Below are 19724 nucleotides of genomic sequence, written 5' to 3'. Positions count from 1 at the left end.
TATAATTCATATTTATAATATATAATTTTCAAAACTGAGGTATGTTTTTCTTTAATCTGCTTTTGATTCATATATTTTTATTTGACTATAAATTTACAAAAATGTATATGAAATCTTATTTTTTGATAATATATAAGTAATAAATTCATAGAATTGGAGTGATGAGATGCAGCCGTTAGAAAGGGAGATTCATTCTAATATGCTGAAAGTGTGGCGAATTCACGCTTTAATTGGGACGGCAGTTATACTAACAGTCGTAATTGCGTATTTCTTTTTTATGATTAACTTTAACTGGTGGGGCTGGTTGTTTGGACTATTAGTAACAGGAGCTATTACATTTATTCCACTTGATTATTTTGTGTTTCCAAATTTACGTCAGCGCTATTATAGTTACAGATTAAATGAAGAAGAGATTGAGATTCAAAAGGGAATGTTCGTTGTAAAACGCGTACTTATTCCGATGATCCGTGTGCAGCACGTAACGATTGAGCAAGGGCCGATCATGAGAAAGTATAATTTAGCAGAATTACACATTTCAACAGCCGCAACTTCTCATAGTATTCCAGGTTTAACGAAAGAAGAAGCAGAACAGCTAAAAAGACAAATTGGAGAACTTGCGAAAGTGAGTGATAAGGATGTATAAGAGGCAACATCCGATTACGATATTGTTAGGTATTAGAGTTGCGAGTTTGTTGCCACTTATTATTCTTGTTTTATTTAAACCTGATGAACAAGTGGAACCTTGGTATTTATTTTATCTTTTCCTTCTGGTTGTTTTATTCATCATGGCTATTTTTTCAGCAATTAAATGGTATTTTAAAGTGTACTGGATTGAGAATAATATTTTACATATAAAGCACGGTGTTTTTGTAAAGAAGGAAAGTTATTTAAATAAAGAACGTGTGCAAAATGTTAGTACGTCTTCTAACGTCATTTATCAGATGCTTGGGCTTATGAAGTTAAATATAGAAGTAGCGGGTGGTGGTAGTGAACCAGAAGTGATGTTGGCTGGTATTAAAGAAGACGAGGCAAAACATTTAATCTCTTTATTACATAAGAAAGAAACTACTGTAAAAGAAGAAATAGAAGAGGAAGAAAGCAAGACGGTTTATCAGTTAACAGCGAAAGAGGTTTTAGCAGCAGCGATTACATCTGGTCAGTTCGGACTAGTGTTTTCTGGACTGGTACTTCTTTACACAAAGTTTGATTTTGTTCTTCCTGAAGGATTCACAAGTAAAGTAGAAGCGTATGTGATGGGAAACGGTGTTTATAAACTAATTGTAATAGCATTAATTTTAATGGCAATTTCATGGATTATTTCCACGGCTGGATATGTGTTGAAATATGCAAACTTTAAAATTGAGCGAAAAGGGGAAGAAATTCGTATCGTTCAAGGGTTATTTGAAAAGAAAGAATTTGTCTTAAAATTGCACCGAATTCAAGCGATTACTGTAAAAGAATGTATGCTTCGCCAGCCATTTGGTTATTGCGCTGTTGAAGTGGAAGCAATTCACAGTATTGGAGCAGCAAGTAATGAAGTGATGTTGCATCCTTTTATGAAGAAAAAAGATGTACAGCACCTGCTCACATATTTAGAGTTACCTTATGAAATTGAGGCGGAGATCGCTCACTTACCAAAAACAGCGTTGCGTCGTTATTTCATTATGAGCTGGTTAATAAGTATCATACTCACAGTTCTAATTGCTAGCGTGAGTATATATTTGAAACAATATATTGCTTTATTTTTTATTTTACCGTTATTTATCGTGTTTTCGTTACTTGCGTATGCTAGATATAAAAGTGGTGGTTATGAATTAAGAGAAAATCAACTAACGGTTGTATATCGTAATTTTTCGAAATATACAGGAATAATGCGAAGAAGACATGTTCAAGCAGTAGGTTATAATCAATCGTATTTTCAAAGAAAGGATGAATTATGTACAACTCTTGTAGCGGTAGCTGGGCGGGGTTATGAAGTAAAGCATATGAGAAAAAAAGATTCACTTCGTATATATAATTGGTACAAAGAAAAAGGAAACACCGGTGTGTAATGGTGTTTCCTTTTTGTGTCATGATTTGTCGATAAGTCGATATATTCGAAGAAACGCTGATATAATTCGAGTTGCGCTGATATATTCAGAAAAACGCTGATATAATTCGAGTTGCGCCGATATATTCGAAAAATCGCCGATATAATTTCACATACCGTGGTTTCCGAACTCCAAACTCAAAAAAATTAAACTAACACATCAAAAGTAGTCACAAAAGAAGGGCGAGAGAAAATACTCTTTTGCTGTTCTGCATGTGGATGCGCTTGAGCCTGAGGTTTTCCTTCTACTTGCGTGGGACGTTTTTTATGAGCGTTTTCGAATGAACGTGATTCTGTCCAGTCTTTAAAGTTTTGCTCTGTTTCCCACATCGTTAAGATGACATATGTATCGTTACTTAATGGGCGTAGAACACGGATCGCTTGGAATCCTGGTTCGTTTTCGATAAGGCCTGCGCGGTTTTTAAAGCGGTTTTCAAATACAGGGCGACCTTCGTCTGTTACAGAAATGTTGTTACAAACGATATAGCCAGGTTGTCCTTTGAATTCACCGACAGCATCTAGTACGTCATACTGAAGTGAACCTTCTACAGATTCTTCTGTATTTTCTTTATAAAACATATTTTCCTCATCATTTTTTGCAGTGAAATGTGCTTGTTCTAGAGGTGTTTCGTATGAAATAATAGCCTTCATTTTAATGCCCCCTTACTAGTTTGTTTCTATTATATCAACTCTCTTAAAAAACTTCGAAGATTATATACATAAAGATACTTCTTTTTCAAATAATAAATGTACCATCATTTGGAAAGAAGGACGATGTATGAAGAAAGTAAAGTGGACTTTATTAGGCGGCGTCGCAACGTTCGTAGTAGCGATTGTACTCTATAAACTTATCGTGTTAGCTGGTGGCTATATGATGGATGAAAAGCAGCTCGTTTTCCACTCTTCATCACGTATCGTTGACCAGAAAGGGAAAGAAATTACGAAATTATACGTAGAAAATAGAGACCTTGTACCGATCGAGCAAATTCCGAAGTATGTGCAGCAGGCGTTTGTTGCGGTGGAAGATTCTCGTTTTTATGAGCATCAAGGGATTGATTATCCGTCGATATTCCGTGCTCTTTATAAAGATACGTTAGCTGGAGAGAAGGTAGAGGGCGGTAGTACCATTACGCAGCAACTCGCTAAAAACGTCTTTTTAACTCGTGAAAAAACATTTACGCGCAAATTGAAGGAAGTCGCAATTTCTCTTCAATTAGAGCAAAAATATACGAAGCAACAAATTCTTGAAATGTATATGAATCATATTTATTTTGGTCATGGGGCTTACGGTATTCAAGCGGCAGCAAAGTTGTATTTTAATAAAAATGTTGAGGATTTAACAGTAGAGGAAGGGGCAATGCTTGCAGGCCTTCCGAAGTCACCAAACGGATATTCACCGTACTATTCTGCAGAGAAGAGTAAGGAACGCCGCGATCTAGTATTGTCACTTATGCATAAACAAGGCTATTTGACTGCAGAAGAAAGCGTTCGTTATCAAGGGAAGACAATTGCTCTATATAAAAATTTAGATGAGAATGAGCTTGCATATATGCCGTATATTGATATGGTCATAGATGAAGCCGCTCGTTTATACGGGTTGTCTCATCAAGAAGTACTTCGCGGAGGATATACGTTTGTCGTACCTATGGATGAAAAGATTCAAAAGGTAGCATATAACCAGTTTCAAGATGCAAGGAATTTTCCTGGGAAAGAAGAAGGGGCGCAAGGTGCTTTCTTATTAATGGATAATCGTACGGGAGGGATTAAAGCGGCGATTGGGGGAAGAAAGTACGTCCCGAGAGGATTTAATCGTGTTTTTGCCAAAAGGCAGCCCGGATCTGTTTTAAAACCACTTATCGTTTATGCACCAGCACTAGAAACGAAAAAGTATAATCCGTATTCTTTATTAACAAATGAAAGAAATTCTTTTGAAGGGTATGAACCTCGAAATTATAATCATGAGTATTCAAAAGAAATGACGATGTATGATGCGATTTTAGAGTCGGCAAACGTACCGGCAGTTTCTCTATTAAATGAGTTAGGGGTAGAAGAAGGAAAGCAATATTTAGAAAAAGGAAATGTCCATATTGCAGATGCTGGTTTAAGTACAGCTCTTGGGGGACTAAAAAATGGCGTTTCAACATTTGATCTTGTAAAAATGTATCGTTCATTTTTAGCAAATGGAAATATAATTGAGCCGCACGTTATTGATAAAGTATTAAATAGACACGGTGCAGTCATTGGGGAATCTCCAAAAGTAGAGACGAAAATCTTCTCGAAGCAGACAGCATGGTATATGACGAAAATGCTAGAAGGAGTTGTGAAGGAAGGGACAGCGAGAGTTGGTGTATATAACGGTGCGCTAGCTGGAAAAACAGGTACAACTTCATTGCCAAATGACGATAAGGGAGCAAGAGATATGTGGTTCGTCGGCTATACACCTAACTTAGTAGGCGCTGTTTGGATTGGTTATGACCGTACGGATAAGGAGCATCAGTTGCAAGGAGAAAGTGCATCTGCGACAAAATTGTTTAAGAAAATTTTAACGAAGGCTAATGTAGAACATAAAGAGAAGTTTATGAAGCCTGAAGGTGTGGAAACAATCGGCGCTCCGATTCGACTGCGCAAAATTGAAGATGTAAAAATGAAACTATCATTTAGCCCTTTCGGTTTATTTAAAGCAAAATTAAGTTGGAAACCACTTCCAGATAACAGAATTATGTACCGAATCTATAGAGTGGAGAACGGAATTCATACACATGTTAGCACTGTAAATGGTGCTGGGGAATATGAGGAAAAGTTCGTTAACATATTTTCAAAACCGAGCTTTTACGTTGTACCATATAATACACAAACGAATCGTGAAGGAGAAAAGTCAAAAGTAGCTAAACCATAGTTTTTCTCTGTGTTATAATAAGAATGTTGTGAAAATAGTAAGCGTTTTTAAGAATGTTTGTGTCAATTTAATGAACAACGTACATAATATTATGCATTTTGTTTTTACAAGCTGTATAGTAAAAAAAGATAAATATCGAACGTATTCGAAGCATTGGTAAGGAAGGGAGCAAGGGTCTTGGTAAGAACTATAAATGAGACATTTTTAAAAGCATGTAGGGGGGAACGTACCGATTATGTACCAGCATGGTATATGCGTCAAGCAGGTCGTTCACAGCCGGAATATAGAAAGATTAAAGAAAAGTATTCTTTATTTGAAATTACACATAATCCAGAGTTATGTGCTTACGTTACAAAATTGCCGGTTGATCAATATAACGTAGACGCAGCAATTCTTTATAAAGATATTATGTCACCACTACCTGCAATTGGTGTGGATGTAGAAATTAAATCAGGTATTGGCCCAGTTATTGATAATCCAATCCGTTCTTTACAAGACGTAGAAAAACTAGGGGAAATCAATCCAGAAGATGACGTACCGTACATACTAGATACAATTCGTTTATTAACGACAGAAATGTTAGACGTACCGTTAATCGGTTTTTCAGGAGCTCCATTTACATTAGCGAGCTATATGATTGAAGGCGGTCCATCTCGTAACTACCATAATACGAAAGCGTTCATGTATGCAGAGCCAAAAGCTTGGTTTGCTTTAATGGATAAACTAGCAGATATGGTTATTACATATTTAAAAGCGCAAATAAACGCAGGAGCAAAAGCAGTTCAAATTTTCGATTCTTGGGTTGGAACAGTAAATGTAGCAGATTATCGCGTATTTATTAAACCAGCAATGGAGCGTATTTTTGCAGAAGTTCGTAAGATGGGTGTACCGATGATTATGCACGGCGTAGGAGCTGCACACTTAGTGAATGAGTGGCACGACTTACCGCTTGATGTAGTCGGCTTAGACTGGCGCTTACCGATTGAAGAAGCACGTGCACGTGGCGTTCATAAGGCGGTACAAGGTAATATGGACCCTTCATTCTTACTTGCACCATGGTCTGTTATTGAAGAACATGTAAAAGGTATTTTAGATCAAGGGATGAAACAGCCGGGTTATATCTTTAACTTAGGTCACGGTGTATTCCCAGAAGTAAATCCGGATACATTAAAACGTTTAACTACATTTATTCATGAATACTCTAAAGGGCAGTTAGCGAAGTAAAGGAGAATTGCTGTATGAAAAAGAAAATTGGTTTGCTTGTAATGGCATACGGAACGCCATATAAAGAAGAAGATATTGAACGTTACTATACACATATTCGTAGAGGAAGAAAGCCAAGTCCTGAAATGCTGGAAGATTTAACAGAGCGTTACCGTGCAATTGGTGGTATTTCTCCTTTAGCTACTATTACATTAGAGCAAGCTAAGAAGTTAGAACAGCGTTTAAATGAAGTACAAGATGAAGTAGAGTACCATATGTATCTTGGTTTAAAACATATTGAACCGTTTATTGAAGATGCGGTGAAAGATATGCATAACGACGGAATACAAGATGCAATCGCACTTGTTCTTGCACCTCACTATTCTACGTTTAGCGTGAAATCATACGTTGGACGAGCACAAGAAGAAGCTGAGAAACTTGGAAACTTAACAATTCACGGCATTGATAGCTGGTATAAAGAGCCGAAATTCATCCAGTACTGGGTTGATGCAGTGAAAGGTATATATAACGGTATGTCAGATGCAGAGCGTGAAAAAGCAGTATTAATCGTATCTGCACATAGCTTACCAGAGAAAATTATTGCAATGGGCGATCCATATCCAGATCAATTAAATGAAACAGCGGATTATATCGCGCGCGGAGCTGAAGTAGCAAACTATGCAGTAGGCTGGCAAAGTGCAGGAAACACACCAGATCCTTGGATTGGTCCAGATGTACAAGATTTAACGAGAGAACTAAATGAAAAGCACGGTTATACTTCATTCGTATATGCACCAGTTGGATTTGTTGCGGAACATTTAGAAGTTTTATATGACAACGACTTTGAGTGTAAAGTTGTAACGGATGAAATTGGTGCGAAATATTATCGTCCAGAAATGCCAAATGCATCGGACGCATTTATTGATTGTTTAACAGATGTTGTATTAAAGAAAAAAGAATCTGTACTGTAAGAAGAAAGGGGGAGCCTGCTTGAGGAAAAAAGTTGTGATCGTCGGCGGAGGTATTACTGGATTAACAGCAATGTATAACTTACAAAAAAATATTCATGAAAAAAACTTGCCGATTGATACATTACTTATAGAAGCATCGGGTAAACTTGGCGGAAAAATTCAAACCGTTCGAAAAGATGGGTTTACAATTGAGCGCGGACCGGATTCTTTCTTAGCACGAAAAGAAAGTGCAGCTAGATTAGTGAAAGAATTGGGTCTCGGCGATGAACTTGTAAATAATCAAGCTGGTCAATCATTTATCCTCGTAAACAATCGGTTACATAAAATGCCGACTGGATCAATGATGGGAATTCCAACGCAAATTACGCCGTTTCTATTTTCCGGGCTGTTCTCCCCAATTGGTAAACTAAGAGCTGGTTTTGATCTATTAATGCCGAGGTCAAAGCCAGTATCTGACCAATCACTCGGACAATTTTTCAGACATCGTCTTGGAAACGAAGTGGTTGAAAACTTAATAGAACCGTTACTATCGGGTATTTATGCAGGGGATATTGATCAAATGAGCTTAATGTCAACATTCCCGCAAATGTATCAGATTGAGCAGAAACATCGCAGTATTTCACTCGGTATGCGTACGCTCGCTCCGAAAGAAGAGAAAGCTGAACCGAAAAAGGGAATGTTCCAAACAGTGAAAACAGGTTTAGAATCTATCGTAAAATCTCTCGAAGTAAAGATGCATGAAGGTACGATAATAAAGGGAACTCGCATTGAAAAAGTTGCAAAACAGGGTGATGGTTATACAATTACTCTTAGTAACGGAAAAGAAATAGAAGCGGACGCCATCGTAGTGGCAACTTCGCATAAAGTATTGCCGTCCATGTTTGCTCAGTACAAGCAGTTTCGTTTCTTCCGTAATATTCCATCCACATCCGTTGCAAATGTGGCACTTGCTTTCCAAAAGTCTGCAATCCAGCGTGATATTAATGGTACAGGATTTGTCGTATCACGAAATAGCGATTACACCATTACAGCATGTACGTGGACGCATAAAAAATGGCCGCATACAACGCCAGAAGGAAAAACACTCCTTCGTTGCTACGTCGGGCGTGCTGGTGATGAAGCGGTTGTAGAACAAACTGAAGAAGAACTCGTTCAGCTCGTACTAGAAGATTTAAAGAAGACGATGGACATTACAGAGGATCCAGAGTTTACAATTGTAAGTCGCTGGAAAGAAGCGATGCCTCAATATACAGTAGGCCATAACGAGCGAATGAAACAGCTCACAACATTTATGGAGAAAGAGTTGCCAGGTATATACTTGGCAGGTAGCTCCTATGCTGGCGCTGGACTTCCAGACTGTATTAATCAAGGTGAGGAAGCTGCAAAGCGTGTATTATCTCATTTGGAGAAAGTAATAGATGCTGAATTAATCGCACAATAAATTATAAGAAACGCCTTCAATCATATTGAAGGCGTTTCGTTTATTATATAAAATACTTATTCGCCAATAAACATATATAAGTTATTTGGCTTTATAACAGCATCTCCTGCATAAATAACCCACTCTGTTAAGTTATCAAAATCTAAATGATAACTATTTCCTTCACTCATATCTTCTATAAAATATGGTTCATTAATGAGTATTCCTTGAATGAAATCTTCCGTAATGTTTTGCATTTCAAACCACATATGTTCACTTTTTCCCTCTTCGTAGGATACACCAAATTTAGCAAGGAAACGAAAATCTTCATTTGATTGTTCAATGTGAAAAATGTTGCTGAAATACCCGAAAGTATTCTTCGCATTGTAAGCCATACGATCAGTTTCACTATTTGTTTTATAGAACATGAGCCCTGTAGCTTCCTCGTGTTCTTGGAAAAAGCTTTCAATATATTCTTCTGAAGTATTAAATTTGAATAAGAGAACAGATGGAGATTGATGGTATTCATCTCGGTCATCCATACCGCCTAAGAATGTATTTTGTGCATCTATTGGTTGTAGTTTCACTTCTTCATCCTCGATTGAAGATAATTGGTCCATACTCGTTTTATGCCCTATATAAGATAATCCTTTTTCCCACGGAACAGCGACTGTATGTATAGAACCTTGCTGACTATGTGCGATAACGATAGGCTCATTTATAGGGACTTGTCCATTCTCAACGGCATTATTAGCAAATGTTTGAAAGAGATCGCTAATGCCGTAGTAGGAAGAAATGCGATTTGGAATAATTAACTCTATTTCAGTTACGCCTGCTCTTAAAAGACCGTGTGTATGAAACCAATATTGCGTAGGCTCACCGTCTTTATCGTCTTCATAAATGGAATGAATAACGTATAAGTCAGGAATGTCAGGTAATAATTCATTTTCAACGTGATATTCAATATAGCTTCTAGATATCACTTTCATTGCTGCACTTGAATCGATTACAAATAACAAATCTGGGGCGAGATTCCATAAGAACTGTAACTGCTGGAAAAAGCAGTCCAGTACATCGCCTACAAATAGCGTACGAGTGAAAATTTCAGTGCCGAAAGCTGCATCTTCAAAATTACGATCTACGATTGTAGCATCTTGTCTATTGTACATTTTATATCCTTCTGGATCGTTCGGTTCATCAATATGCAGTTCATACGGTATGACTGTTTCACCCATATGTAATTCAACAATAAGGCTTGTCTCATCACTATAAACAATTTTTAAATCATCAACTTTAGTAGCGATCGTTTCTAGTCGCTGTTTTAACTGCTCAATTGTAATTCTAGTTGGTATAACGGCAATCATATCTGAAAAATGACGTTCTAATGTTCCATTCATAGCTGCGCGGTATGTTTCTGTTTGCACTTCCATCCAATCACTCCTATTCAAATGAATCCATTTTACATGCCAATAAACTTTCGATATTTTCTGTTTTCTCTCTAACATTATAGAGTGTATTTGTAGAAGGTGTAAAATTATTATTTTGTATTATAGTTTGAAAGCTTGTAAATTAAATAAATCTTTTGTAAAATTTGTCGAAATATAGTTCTATATAACGAATCATTTGTTATGATAGAAATGCTGAGAAAATATGAAATAGAGAGAGGAAAATGGCTGTGAAGAAATTGTTAAGTGTCTTTTTATCATTCTTGCTATTGCTTTCATTTACTGGAACTTTAGCGCAAGCAGAAGAAACTGCTTCTATGTCAGTAGAAAAAGCAATTCAAGTATTTAAGCAGCAAGGGAAAACGAAGGGGATAGTAGAAGGATATATTGTTGGATATACGCAAAGTTCTTCTAAATATACGAAGGATCCAGCTAAGTTTGATGATACAAACGTAGCAATTGCAGATTCGCCAAACGAAACGAATCCAGACAAAATCATGCCCGTTCAGTTACCGAAAGGTGATGTGAGAACGGCAGTGAATGTAAAAGATCACCCTGAAAATATCGGGAAGAAAGTTAGTTTGACTGGGACCCTTGAATTATATTTTAGTAACCCAGGTCTAAAATCAGTAACAGCTTATAAGTTTCAAGGTGAAGGACAAAACCGTGTTAGCGATGTAGTAGCTTCACCGAACGGTGGAGAAGTTGCTAAAGGAACAGCGGTAACATTAACGACGAATACAGAAGGCGCAACAATCTACTATACGTTAGATGGCTCTAATCCTACTAATAAAAGCGTTCGTTATAATGGACAAATTATAGTCAATGAAAATAGTGTAGTGAAAGCAATCGCAGAAAAAGAAGGACTTACTCCTTCAGCAATTTCGACATTTTCATTTATTATCGTAAATAATGAACAGGTTCGTATTCATGACATTCAAGGGAAATCACATATGTCTCCTTACAACGGGAAGAAAGTAAACAATGTGGAAGGCGTTGTCACAGCGCTTGATAAAAACGGCTTTTATATAGAAGATAATCAGCCAGATAATGACCCAGCTACTTCAGAAGGTATGTACGTATATAAAAAAGATGTGAATGTAGCAGTAGGAGATCTTATTCAAGTTGATGGAGTAGTAGAAGAATATGTTGGACCAGGATATGCAGAGCGATTTGAAACAGACTTAACGACGACTGAAATTAAAGCGAGCCGCGTTGCTGTAATCGCAAAAGATCAATCTTTGCCAGCACCGATTGTACTTGGGGAAAACGGTGTGAAAATCCCGGACCAGATTATTGATAATGATGCATTTGGTTTATTTGATCCAAATGAAGATGCAATCGACTTCTATGAAAGTATAGAAGGTATGCGTGTTACGATGCCAACACCAAAAATTATTACACCTCAGAAAAACGGAAATTTATATGTAACAGTAAAAAATGGTGGAGATAAAATAGTAACACAATATGGCACACCTCTATTAGATGAAAATCAATTAAACCCAGAGCGCCTTTCTGTAAAAGTACCTCGCGATTATGTAGCAAAAGTAGGAGATACTTTTACTGGAGATATAACAGGGGTAGTAGGATATGATTACGGTTCTTTCCGTATTTCGCCAATAACAGAACTGCCAGCTGTAGTGGATGGTGGATTTAAGCAAGTAGGGGCAAATATTCAGCCACGTCTTGATAAGTTAACGGTTGCTACATATAACATTGAAAACTTCTCGGCGAATAAAAAAGAAACAACAGATGAAAAAGTAAAAGCGTTAGCGTATTCTATTAAATACAATTTAAAAATGCCAGATATTATCGGTGTAGAGGAAATGCAAGATAATAACGGATCAATTAATGACGGTACAACAGATGCGTCATTAAGCGCAAAACGTATCATTGATGCAGTTCTAGAAATTCGTGGACCGAAGTATGAGTATGTAGAAATCGCTCCAAACAATAATCAAGATGGAGGAGCACCAGGAGCGAATATTCGCGTCGGCTTCTTCTATAATCCATCACGCGTGAAATTAGCGACGGTACCGAAGTTACTTGATAAGAATGTTGTTCGTATTGGAGACGAAAATCCATTGTTTGAAAGTACACGTAAACCGCTAGCGGTAGAATTTACGTTCCAAGGACAAAACATTGTTGTCGTTGCAAATCACTTAAACTCAAAACTAGGAGATGCAACGCCATTTGGAAAAGTGCAGCCGCTCGTATTAAAGAGTGAAGACAAACGAATTCAGTTAGCACAAGAAGTAAATTATTTCGTGCAAGGAATTCAGAAAAAGAATACAAATGCACCAGTTGTTGTGTTAGGTGATATGAACGATTTCGAATTCTCTAAACCACTAAAAACACTAGAGGGAACAATCTTAAAAGATATGTTAAACACAGTGCCGAAAGAGAATCGTTACACGTACATTCACGAAGGAAATGCACAAGTGTTAGATCATATTTTAGTAACAAACAACATCGCACCACACACAATTGTAGACCCAGTACACTTAAACTCAAACATTATGAAAGAACACGGACGTGTAAGTGACCACGACCCAGTACTTGCTCAAATTGATTTGAAGAAGGCTTCTTAAAGTGGGGAACGCTTAGGTGACTAAGCGTTCTTTTTTTGCATCGTTATAGAATAGTATAAAGAGATGATTCCTTTTTTTGTAATCTAACGATAAAATTGATTGAATATTTAGTTTTTAATAAGGGGGACAACAATGCAGTTACAAATAAATGGAAAGGTAATGAATCAGTTTGCAATTTTTTTTAGTACGATCATCATGCTTCAGTTTGTAGCTGATATAACAGGACTTACAAGCAATCTAGATATTACGTATAACTTAATACATACAGCAGCTTCTTATATAACATTTAGTTTGGCGGTTATTTTCACTTTAATAGGTGCAAGAAGAGAATTAAGTAAATATGCAATTGTTTCATTATGTTTAGTTGTAGGTATTAAAGCGATTTATTTTGTAGCGGTTGTTATTTTATGGGGATTGGCTGGTACACCGTAAGTGAATAGTAAATAAAACCCTAATTTCCAATATAGTAAGGAAATTAGGGTTTTATTATACTTGAAACGCTTTTCTACACCGCTCTCTTTTTTGCAACCTTCTTCTATATTTTTTTTTATCACGTTTTACTCCTTGTATATACATGATTAAGCTAACGAGGAGGAAGAATGCACATTGTATTGTCAAAATATACGGCGACATGCCATGCAAAGGTTGTTTTGGGTCATATAAATGAAAAGGAGCTCCGCCTATTGTAGGGAATATCGTATTTAGCAGGACGTATGGAATGGAGGCAACTGCAAATGGGAAAAGAATCGCCATATAGTCCTTTTGTGACCACGCAGATGCAGCAAGTCCTAAAAGGGCCATTAAACCTGCAAATAAAAAATTAATTCCGATATATACAGTAATGTAAGTGAGGGGAGATTCGTAATATAAGTTTGCAAACATCCCATTATCATTTATAATGCCTGAACCAGCCGTCGGTTCTCCGTCTGGAATGGTTAATTTGCAAAATAATAACGATAAGATGAACGGGAATGTATAAAGAAGTCCGCCACAAAAGAATGTAACAATATATTTCGTTACTGAATAAGGGAACAAAGAAATCCCTTTACTTACAAACGGTTTAAAACCATCTGATTTATCCGAATTGTAACTTGTACTAAAGGGGAAACTGGCAATAACGGGCATTAATAATAAATAAACATCCATTTCATTGTCGCGAAATCCAATCCATTTAAAAGCTGTTGTTACAAACGCATCCGTTCCATCCCCAATGTAACGAATTACATAATAATAATGGTAAATAAAAATAAGAGCTAGTCCACTAAACATAATAATTAAAGAAACACGATTACAAAAAGCTTGCTTTATATTTAAACGAAGTGCACGCATCATGACTGAAAAAGCCTCCACTGTTTTGATAAACTTGTCTATTTTCTATATTACTATTAATTGTAAAGATTTTCTTGTTTTTTTATTTGATTATTTGAAAAAGAGGAATTTTGTTGTTGGTAAGTAAGGTTTAGCTGAAATTAATTTTTCTAAAATATGGTTGACAATTAAGTATTACATTTGTAATCTTAATTATAGATTACAAATGTAATACTTAGGAGTGAAATATACTATGACAAATCAATTACCTAAAATATCTGAAGCAGAATTAGAAATTATGAAAGTGCTTTGGTCGAATTCTCCGCAAACAGCGAATGAAATTATAGAAGAACTGGAAGATGCAATGGACTGGAAACCGAAAACAATCCGCACATTAATTAATCGATTAGTGCAAAAGGAAGCCGTTTCTTACCATCAAGATAAAGGGCGTATGTACGCTTATTACCCGTTAGTATCACAAGATAATTATTTGCAAGTGGAAACGAAATCTTTACTAAAGCGTTTTTGCGGTGCAGCGTTTAAGCCATTACTTGTTAATTTCTTAAAAGAGGAGAAATTATCTTCAGAAGATATTAATGAATTAAAACGCATTTTAGATGAGAAGACAGAGGAGAATAAGAGGAAGGATCGATAAAAATGATAAACACGCTTATAAATGTATACCTTCCTCATTTTTTTGATTGGCTTATAGAAACGTCACTTATGGCTAGCATATTAGTCGGATTTATTTTGTGTATAAAAGTTCTATTCAGAAATAAATTAACCCCCCGGTGGCAATATATGCTGTGGATCGTATTAATGATAAGACTCCTTTTACCGTGGTCGCCAGATAGCTCTTATAGCATTTACTCATTACTTTCTTATAGTTCTAGCGTATCGGTGTGTTCTGCAACTAAAAAGTTGTGCGAAATGCAATTTTTTTTGTTAGCACCCCAACTCATTTTATAAATTCATATAAGAATGTTTTAATCGATAACTTTCCCCTGAAAATGTTAACAAATAACTATGATGAACCAAACGATCTATTATGGCAGTTGTTAATCGTTCATCGTGGAAAATACTATTCCATTTACTAAACTCTAAATTTGTTGTGATAATAATACTTTGTTTTTCATAACAACTGGCAATGACTTGGAAGAGGAGCTGCGCTCCTTCTTGGCTTACCGGTATATATCCCCATTCATCACAGATTAAAACCTCTGTTTTTTCTATTTGATTCATCATTTTATATAGCTTACCTGCATTTTTTGCTTCAATTAATTCGTTTACTAATGCAGCTGTTCGATAAAACTTTACACTTTTCCCTTGATTACAAGCTTCTACACCTATAGCGGTAGCTAAATGTGTCTTACCTGTTCCTACCCCACCATATAATACAAGGTTTTCTTTTCGTGTTGTAAAATCAGTCGATTTAAGGTCTTCTACACTTAATTGTTTTGGTAGTTCCACTTCAGTAAAACTATAATTTTCAAATGTCTTTATCACATCGAATTTTGCTTGTTTTAACAACCTATTCTTTTTCTTAATTTGCCTGTGCTGTACTTCTAGAGCTAACAGTTTCTCCAAAAACTCTTGATGTGTAGCTGCTTGAATAGAAGGATATTGTTCCACTATACGGGTTCCTAACTTTAATTCTCGGCAATAGAATTCAATTGAATTTTTCATGTAGCGTCATCCACCATGAGTTTGTCATAGCGTTTAAAGTCTATTTCAAATACTACTTTTTGTTCAAGTTCCGATGGAACTGGTACATCCACACATTTTGGTAATTTTCCATTTAACCGATACCAAGTTGTTAAAATGCTATCAGAATCTTGACAACCACCTTGTAGTGTTTGAATTAACGCTTCTGTCGCTATCGATGCATCTCCATCTTCATGTATCATCTGAGATAATACATGTATTGCACGCTTTTTCTCTGCTGTTTGCGTTAAATATTCTTTCCATGGATGTGGTAATTCTTCATAAAAAGCTAAATTTTGAATGGACTTAGGACGCTGTACCATTAATTTCAAATAAGGAATCCACTTCATTGATTCTAATCCTTCTCCATACAAACGTGGATGGCTTACAATTTTTTGATAGTTCTCATTTAAAATTTCAATTTGCTTATAAGTAACTTTGAGCCATACTTCTCTTTGAGCAAATTCAGGTGCGGTAGAATAAATGTTTTTTGCATAGCGAACTTTCCCGTATTTATCAGCTTTCGCTTTTTGTAAACGGTGAACATCAAACGCTACCTGTGGTAAAGGGATAAAAGCTTGGTGATCTACCTGAAACAACTTATCGATATGTTCTTTTTTACGATAATGTCGGCGATTCATATCATGATCACAACGTTGTAATAATTCCTGATTATATGCTTCTAAATCTGGAATAGATGGTATCGGAACAAAAAAATTACGACGTATATAACCGACTTTATTTTCTACATGACCTTTCTCATGGCCACTGTTTGGATTACAAAATACATGTTGAAAATTATAATGACATGAAAACTTTTGAAATTGTTCTGTCAGTATACGTTCTCCCTTTTTTGGAATACTTGTTACTGCCGCTGATAAATTATCAAACCAAATTTGATGAGGTACACCTGCGGTGTATTCAAATATTTGCTTTAATCCCTGTAAGAGACATTCTTGGTTTTGTGCTGGCAACACTTGTACATAACTGGCATTGCTATAAGGAAAGGAAACCGCTAGATAGGAACCTTTTGTTTCTATTCCTTTTTCATCTAGATAAACAAGATGGCCAAAATCTGCTTGCGCTTCTCCAGGTGAATGCTGTAAGGGGAGATAACCTTCACAACTCTGATACAATTCTTTCTTTTTCCGAGATACATAATATTGAACAGTCCGTATAGAAACAGAGAGGTCTCCACCATATATTTCAATCAAGCGTTTGTAGACACGAGCTCCGGTATGTCTTTGCTTTACTGGAACCTTTTTATCTTCTTTTAACCATTGATCAATTTGTACTTTGTAAGGATCTAATTTGCTTCCGTGTACTTTTCTTGAGGTTGGAACGGTATTTGGGTTCTCCAGATACGCATATTTTTGCACAGTTTGAAAACTATGCCCTGTTTCTTTTGAAATGGCTCGTAGAGACATCCCTTTATACTGGTGTAAATATTTGATATGATGTTGTTGAATCATTGTAAGCATCCTTTCTCCTCCTTCTAACTGTCTTTTCTCACAATTAGAAGGTTAGTGGAACGAGAGGGGTGCTGACAATGATTTTTTATTTATCAGCCTGTTAACCTTTTATTTTGCATAATGCACTACTTTCATTTTGCACTAAACACGTATCGGAAGTTATTCCAAAAAATATGCCGGCTACTGAGAATATAGTGAACATAGAAAGCGACCGAAAAGTGGAATTGGAATCAAATTCTAAAATGGTGACAAAAACTAGCGAACCGGAAGTAAAAGTCAGTTCGGAAAAACAGACTACATTTTCTTTATACAAACTTGCTTTGTATGTGTGGCTAGCTGGGGTAATCATATTAGCAGCCATCACGTTTCTTACAAATAGACGTTTATATTCTTACATAAAGAAACAACCGGATATTACGGACGAACAGGTCACTACAGTGTTTAATCGCTGTAAGCAGTCTATGAAAATGAAGAAGGCAGTTTTATTACGTCTTGCAGGAAAGATTGCAAGTCCAACGGTTTTTAGTTTCTTTCGCCCGAAAGTATTACTATCAAAAAAACATATGAAAGTATTAAATGAACAACAATTACAATATGTCTTTTACCATGAGTTAGCTCATATTAAGAGAAACGATGTAGCTGTAAATTGGATTATGTACAGTTTAATCCTATTAAATTGGTTCAATCCAATTCTTTGGTACGCCTATTTTTGTATGCGAGAAGATCAAGAATTAGCCTGTGATGCATATGCACTTACTTTTATAGATAAAGAGGAACAAATTGCATACGGTCATACAATTATTACCCTTTTAGAACACTATTCCTATCAATTACCAAGCCTGGCAAATTTAAGTAGAAATAAACGAACACTAAAAAGGAGAATCATTATGATTAAAAAATTCCAAAAGAAATCGTATCGTCTTTCTTTACTTGGAGTTATTGTCATAGTTGCTATAGCATCCCTTTCTTTATTCAACGCACGTGCAACGGAAGGGAAAGAAAAACAAAAGGATAAAGTAGAGCAGTCAAAGGATGCTTTCCAACATGCTGTAGATATGCTGTTTGGTACAGAAGAAAATGCAAAAAAAGAATATAGGTATTCAGCAAGAGTGTATGAAAATAAGACAGATTATTTATATTTAGCTGAAAAGGCTTTAACAACAGATGAGTTCCAACAGTACATAAAATTGTATAAAGAAATTATTAATATACAGAAAAAAGGTGCTCCGAGAGATTCTGACTACGAGTCAATATTTTTTAGGGAAGAACGTTTAACAGAAACTGATCGTGAAAAATTATATGCACTTTATGATCAATCAAAACCGTTTAATGACAAAGTGGAAGAATCTTTAAATTACACGGTAAAGGAAGCGCAGGAACATGTAGATTTTCAAATTAAGAAGCCAACTTACACAATTGAAGGCTACGATCTAAAGGATGAAAAGGTAAGTTGTTTTATTAAGAGAAGACCCGAGTTAATTATAGAATTAGAGTATACAAACGGAAAAGGAAACTATACAACTTATCAATCACAAGTATTTGGAGAAAGTAAAGATCCGTTCCATGGTTTATTTGTTGTAGAAGAAAATATTGAACAGTACGAATTAGAAGGTAATCAAATATTCTATGCGACTCATAACTCGGATAGGAATTTACAAGGTATGAAGATGATTGTTCCAGCAAAAGGGAAAAATCGTGCATACCAAATCGTTATTATTAATCATAGTTTAGAGAACCCAGGAGAAGCAGTATTCGATAAGAATGTAAATAAAGAAGAATTAGAGAAAATTATGCTTTCTATGTTGAAATAGCAAAAAGGTGTTCTTAAGATGTATATCTCTAGAACATCTTTTCCTTTTCTCTTTTCTTCTGATAAACTATGGAAAGTATGATATACACTGACTGAAATTTTTTTATACTGGAAATAATAAAAAGAGAACTTGTATAGAATGTAAGCGTGTGGTAATATCAAAGATGTACTGATTGACTATATTATCCAATTGGTCATTTTTGGAGGTGACAATGTGGCGATAGATCGAAAACGTTCTATTATTGAAGCTGCAACAAAGTCTTTTTCAGCGTTCGGCTATAAAGCAACAACGATGGATCAAGTAGCGAAGTTAGCGAATGTAGGGAAAGGAACGATTTATACTTTTTTCAAAAATAAAGAAGAGTTATTTGGTGAAATTATTTCTAATTTAATTACAGAAATGAAGCAAGTTGCAGAAAGTGCAATTCGTTCAGATGTTTCATTTTTTGAAAATGTACATAGAGCATTATATAGCATCTTGGAATTTAGAAAAGAACATCAGCTCATGATTAAATTAATTCAAGAAGAGCGCGATATGGGAACGAAAGAAGTACAAGAAGTGATGCAACAAGTTGATGTGGAAATCGTTTCTGTTATTCAATCGTATTTAAAGATTGCGATTGAAAAAGGTGAAATTAGCAAATGTGATCCAGAAATTACAGCATTTATTATGCTTCGTCTATATGTATCGCTTATTTTTGATTGGGAAAAAAATCACGAACCGCTAGAAAAAGAAAAAATTGCAGAGTTATTTGAACTTTATTTACTAAAAGGATTGTCAAACTAAGATAATCCTTTTAATTTTATAAAAAAAT

General features: G+C 35.7%; 16 protein-coding genes and 1 pseudogene. 12 read left to right on the top strand and 5 right to left on the bottom strand.

The genetic code is table 11. From position 1 onward, the window contains the following. Positions 1-166 precede the first annotated feature (166 nt). Together QCI79_RS07435 and QCI79_RS07430 are read left to right on the top strand one after the other, a co-directional pair. Complete coding sequence (locus QCI79_RS07435) at positions 167-643, top strand: PH domain-containing protein (RefSeq protein WP_001182725.1); 477 nt, start codon at positions 167-169, stop codon at positions 641-643. Next, positions 636-2051: a PH domain-containing protein gene (locus QCI79_RS07430; RefSeq protein ID WP_071699947.1), complete on the top strand. Its 1416-nt coding sequence runs from the start codon at positions 636-638 to the stop codon at positions 2049-2051. Before QCI79_RS07435 ends, QCI79_RS07430 begins: the two co-directional genes overlap by 8 nt. A 185-nt stretch (positions 2052-2236) precedes the next feature. Here QCI79_RS07430 and hmoB read toward each other — a convergent pair whose 3' ends face one another. Beyond that, a complete protein-coding gene (gene hmoB / locus QCI79_RS07425; RefSeq protein ID WP_000644052.1) occupies positions 2237-2740 on the bottom strand; it encodes a heme-degrading monooxygenase HmoB in 504 nt (167 codons plus the stop codon). Between the two features lie 127 nt (positions 2741-2867). Between hmoB and QCI79_RS07420 the strand changes: the two genes are divergently transcribed. From QCI79_RS07420 to hemY, 4 genes are all read left to right on the top strand, one after another. Then, positions 2868-4985, top strand: coding sequence for a transglycosylase domain-containing protein (locus QCI79_RS07420; protein WP_021728485.1), 2118 nt, complete (start codon positions 2868-2870; stop codon positions 4983-4985). Positions 4986-5162: 177 nt separating this feature from the next. Further along, on the top strand, positions 5163-6209 hold the full coding sequence (gene hemE / locus QCI79_RS07415) for a uroporphyrinogen decarboxylase (protein ID WP_000252605.1): 1047 nt from the start codon (positions 5163-5165) through the stop codon (positions 6207-6209). A 14-nt stretch (positions 6210-6223) separates the two neighbouring features. Beyond that, a complete protein-coding gene (hemH, locus tag QCI79_RS07410) occupies positions 6224-7159 on the top strand; it encodes a ferrochelatase (protein WP_000726800.1) in 936 nt (311 codons plus the stop codon). Positions 7160-7178: 19 nt separating this feature from the next. Beyond that, positions 7179-8600, top strand: a complete 1422-nt coding sequence (gene hemY / locus QCI79_RS07405) for a protoporphyrinogen oxidase (protein ID WP_001228110.1) — start codon at positions 7179-7181, stop codon at positions 8598-8600. A gap of 56 nt (positions 8601-8656) precedes the next feature. On the opposite strand, the gene QCI79_RS07400 is transcribed toward hemY, so the two are convergent. Next, the gene (locus tag QCI79_RS07400; RefSeq protein WP_000453717.1) at positions 8657-10009 is read right to left on the bottom strand and encodes a DUF4026 domain-containing protein; all 1353 of its coding nucleotides are present in this window, start codon (positions 10007-10009) and stop codon (positions 8657-8659) included. A 239-nt stretch (positions 10010-10248) separates the two neighbouring features. Between QCI79_RS07400 and QCI79_RS07395 the strand changes: the two genes are divergently transcribed. Next, positions 10249-12615 (top strand): DUF6359 domain-containing protein, encoded by a 2367-nt coding sequence (locus QCI79_RS07395; protein WP_000279281.1) that lies wholly within the window; start codon positions 10249-10251, stop codon positions 12613-12615. A gap of 132 nt (positions 12616-12747) precedes the next feature. Next, the gene (locus QCI79_RS07390; RefSeq protein ID WP_001176844.1) at positions 12748-13047 is read left to right on the top strand and encodes a hypothetical protein; all 300 of its coding nucleotides are present in this window, start codon (positions 12748-12750) and stop codon (positions 13045-13047) included. 54 nt (positions 13048-13101) lie between these two features. Here the strand turns inward: QCI79_RS07390 and QCI79_RS07385 are convergent, their stop codons facing one another. Beyond that, positions 13102-13947 carry a hypothetical protein gene (locus tag QCI79_RS07385; RefSeq protein ID WP_000984162.1) on the bottom strand — a complete coding sequence of 282 codons (846 nt, stop codon included), beginning with the start codon at positions 13945-13947 and terminating at the stop codon, positions 13102-13104. A gap of 229 nt (positions 13948-14176) precedes the next feature. Here QCI79_RS07385 and QCI79_RS07380 point away from each other — a divergent pair, with 229 nt between their 5' ends. Further along, positions 14177-14578: a BlaI/MecI/CopY family transcriptional regulator gene (locus QCI79_RS07380; RefSeq protein WP_000184503.1), complete on the top strand. Its 402-nt coding sequence runs from the start codon at positions 14177-14179 to the stop codon at positions 14576-14578. A gap of 2 nt (positions 14579-14580) precedes the next feature. Then, positions 14581-14823 (top strand): annotated as a pseudogene (locus QCI79_RS07375) (M56 family metallopeptidase); the annotation flags it as partial. A 63-nt stretch (positions 14824-14886) separates the two neighbouring features. On the opposite strand, the gene istB reads toward QCI79_RS07375, so the two are convergent. Together istB and istA are read right to left on the bottom strand one after the other, a co-directional pair. After that, on the bottom strand, positions 14887-15609 hold the full coding sequence (gene istB, locus QCI79_RS07370) for an IS21-like element helper ATPase IstB (RefSeq protein WP_021727480.1): 723 nt from the start codon (positions 15607-15609) through the stop codon (positions 14887-14889). Next, complete coding sequence (gene istA, locus QCI79_RS07365) at positions 15606-17108, bottom strand: IS21 family transposase (RefSeq protein WP_021727481.1); 1503 nt, start codon at positions 17106-17108, stop codon at positions 15606-15608. Before istA ends, istB begins: the two co-directional genes overlap by 4 nt. Positions 17109-17272: 164 nt before the next feature. Here istA and QCI79_RS07360 point away from each other — a divergent pair, with 164 nt between their 5' ends. Together QCI79_RS07360 and QCI79_RS07355 are read left to right on the top strand one after the other, a co-directional pair. Further along, positions 17273-18910 (top strand): M56 family metallopeptidase, encoded by a 1638-nt coding sequence (locus QCI79_RS07360; RefSeq protein WP_353842241.1) that lies wholly within the window; start codon positions 17273-17275, stop codon positions 18908-18910. A gap of 213 nt (positions 18911-19123) precedes the next feature. Then, positions 19124-19696: a TetR/AcrR family transcriptional regulator gene (locus tag QCI79_RS07355; RefSeq protein ID WP_000963381.1), complete on the top strand. Its 573-nt coding sequence runs from the start codon at positions 19124-19126 to the stop codon at positions 19694-19696. Positions 19697-19724 lie beyond the last annotated feature (28 nt).

It is taken from the genome of Bacillus cereus group sp. MG1 (assembly GCF_040460035.1).
Classification (GTDB): domain Bacteria; phylum Bacillota; class Bacilli; order Bacillales; family Bacillaceae_G; genus Bacillus_A; species Bacillus_A cereus.
Note: the sequence above shows the minus strand (reverse complement) of the source record. Positions and strands in the feature narration are given on the sequence as shown.

Excerpts from the sequence above, each read along its gene's own strand:
- QCI79_RS07395 (WP_000279281.1), top strand. The coding sequence starts at position 10,249 with ATGGCTGTGAAGAAATTGTTAAGTGTCTTTTTATCATTCTTGCTATTG.
- QCI79_RS07390 (WP_001176844.1), top strand. The coding sequence starts at position 12,748 with ATGCAGTTACAAATAAATGGAAAGGTAATGAATCAGTTTGCAATTTTT.
- QCI79_RS07435 (WP_001182725.1), top strand. The coding sequence starts at position 167 with ATGCAGCCGTTAGAAAGGGAGATTCATTCTAATATGCTGAAAGTGTGG.
- hemH (WP_000726800.1), top strand. The coding sequence starts at position 6,224 with ATGAAAAAGAAAATTGGTTTGCTTGTAATGGCATACGGAACGCCATAT.
- istA (WP_021727481.1), bottom strand. The coding sequence starts at position 17,108 with ATGCTTACAATGATTCAACAACATCATATCAAATATTTACACCAGTAT.
- hmoB (WP_000644052.1), bottom strand. The coding sequence starts at position 2,740 with ATGAAGGCTATTATTTCATACGAAACACCTCTAGAACAAGCACATTTC.
- QCI79_RS07420 (WP_021728485.1), top strand. The coding sequence starts at position 2,868 with ATGAAGAAAGTAAAGTGGACTTTATTAGGCGGCGTCGCAACGTTCGTA.
- QCI79_RS07400 (WP_000453717.1), bottom strand. The coding sequence starts at position 10,009 with ATGGAAGTGCAAACAGAAACATACCGCGCAGCTATGAATGGAACATTA.
- QCI79_RS07380 (WP_000184503.1), top strand. The coding sequence starts at position 14,177 with ATGACAAATCAATTACCTAAAATATCTGAAGCAGAATTAGAAATTATG.
- QCI79_RS07360 (WP_353842241.1), top strand. The coding sequence starts at position 17,273 with ATGCCGGCTACTGAGAATATAGTGAACATAGAAAGCGACCGAAAAGTG.
- QCI79_RS07385 (WP_000984162.1), bottom strand. The coding sequence starts at position 13,947 with ATGATGCGTGCACTTCGTTTAAATATAAAGCAAGCTTTTTGTAATCGT.
- istB (WP_021727480.1), bottom strand. The coding sequence starts at position 15,609 with ATGAAAAATTCAATTGAATTCTATTGCCGAGAATTAAAGTTAGGAACC.
- QCI79_RS07430 (WP_071699947.1), top strand. The coding sequence starts at position 636 with ATGTATAAGAGGCAACATCCGATTACGATATTGTTAGGTATTAGAGTT.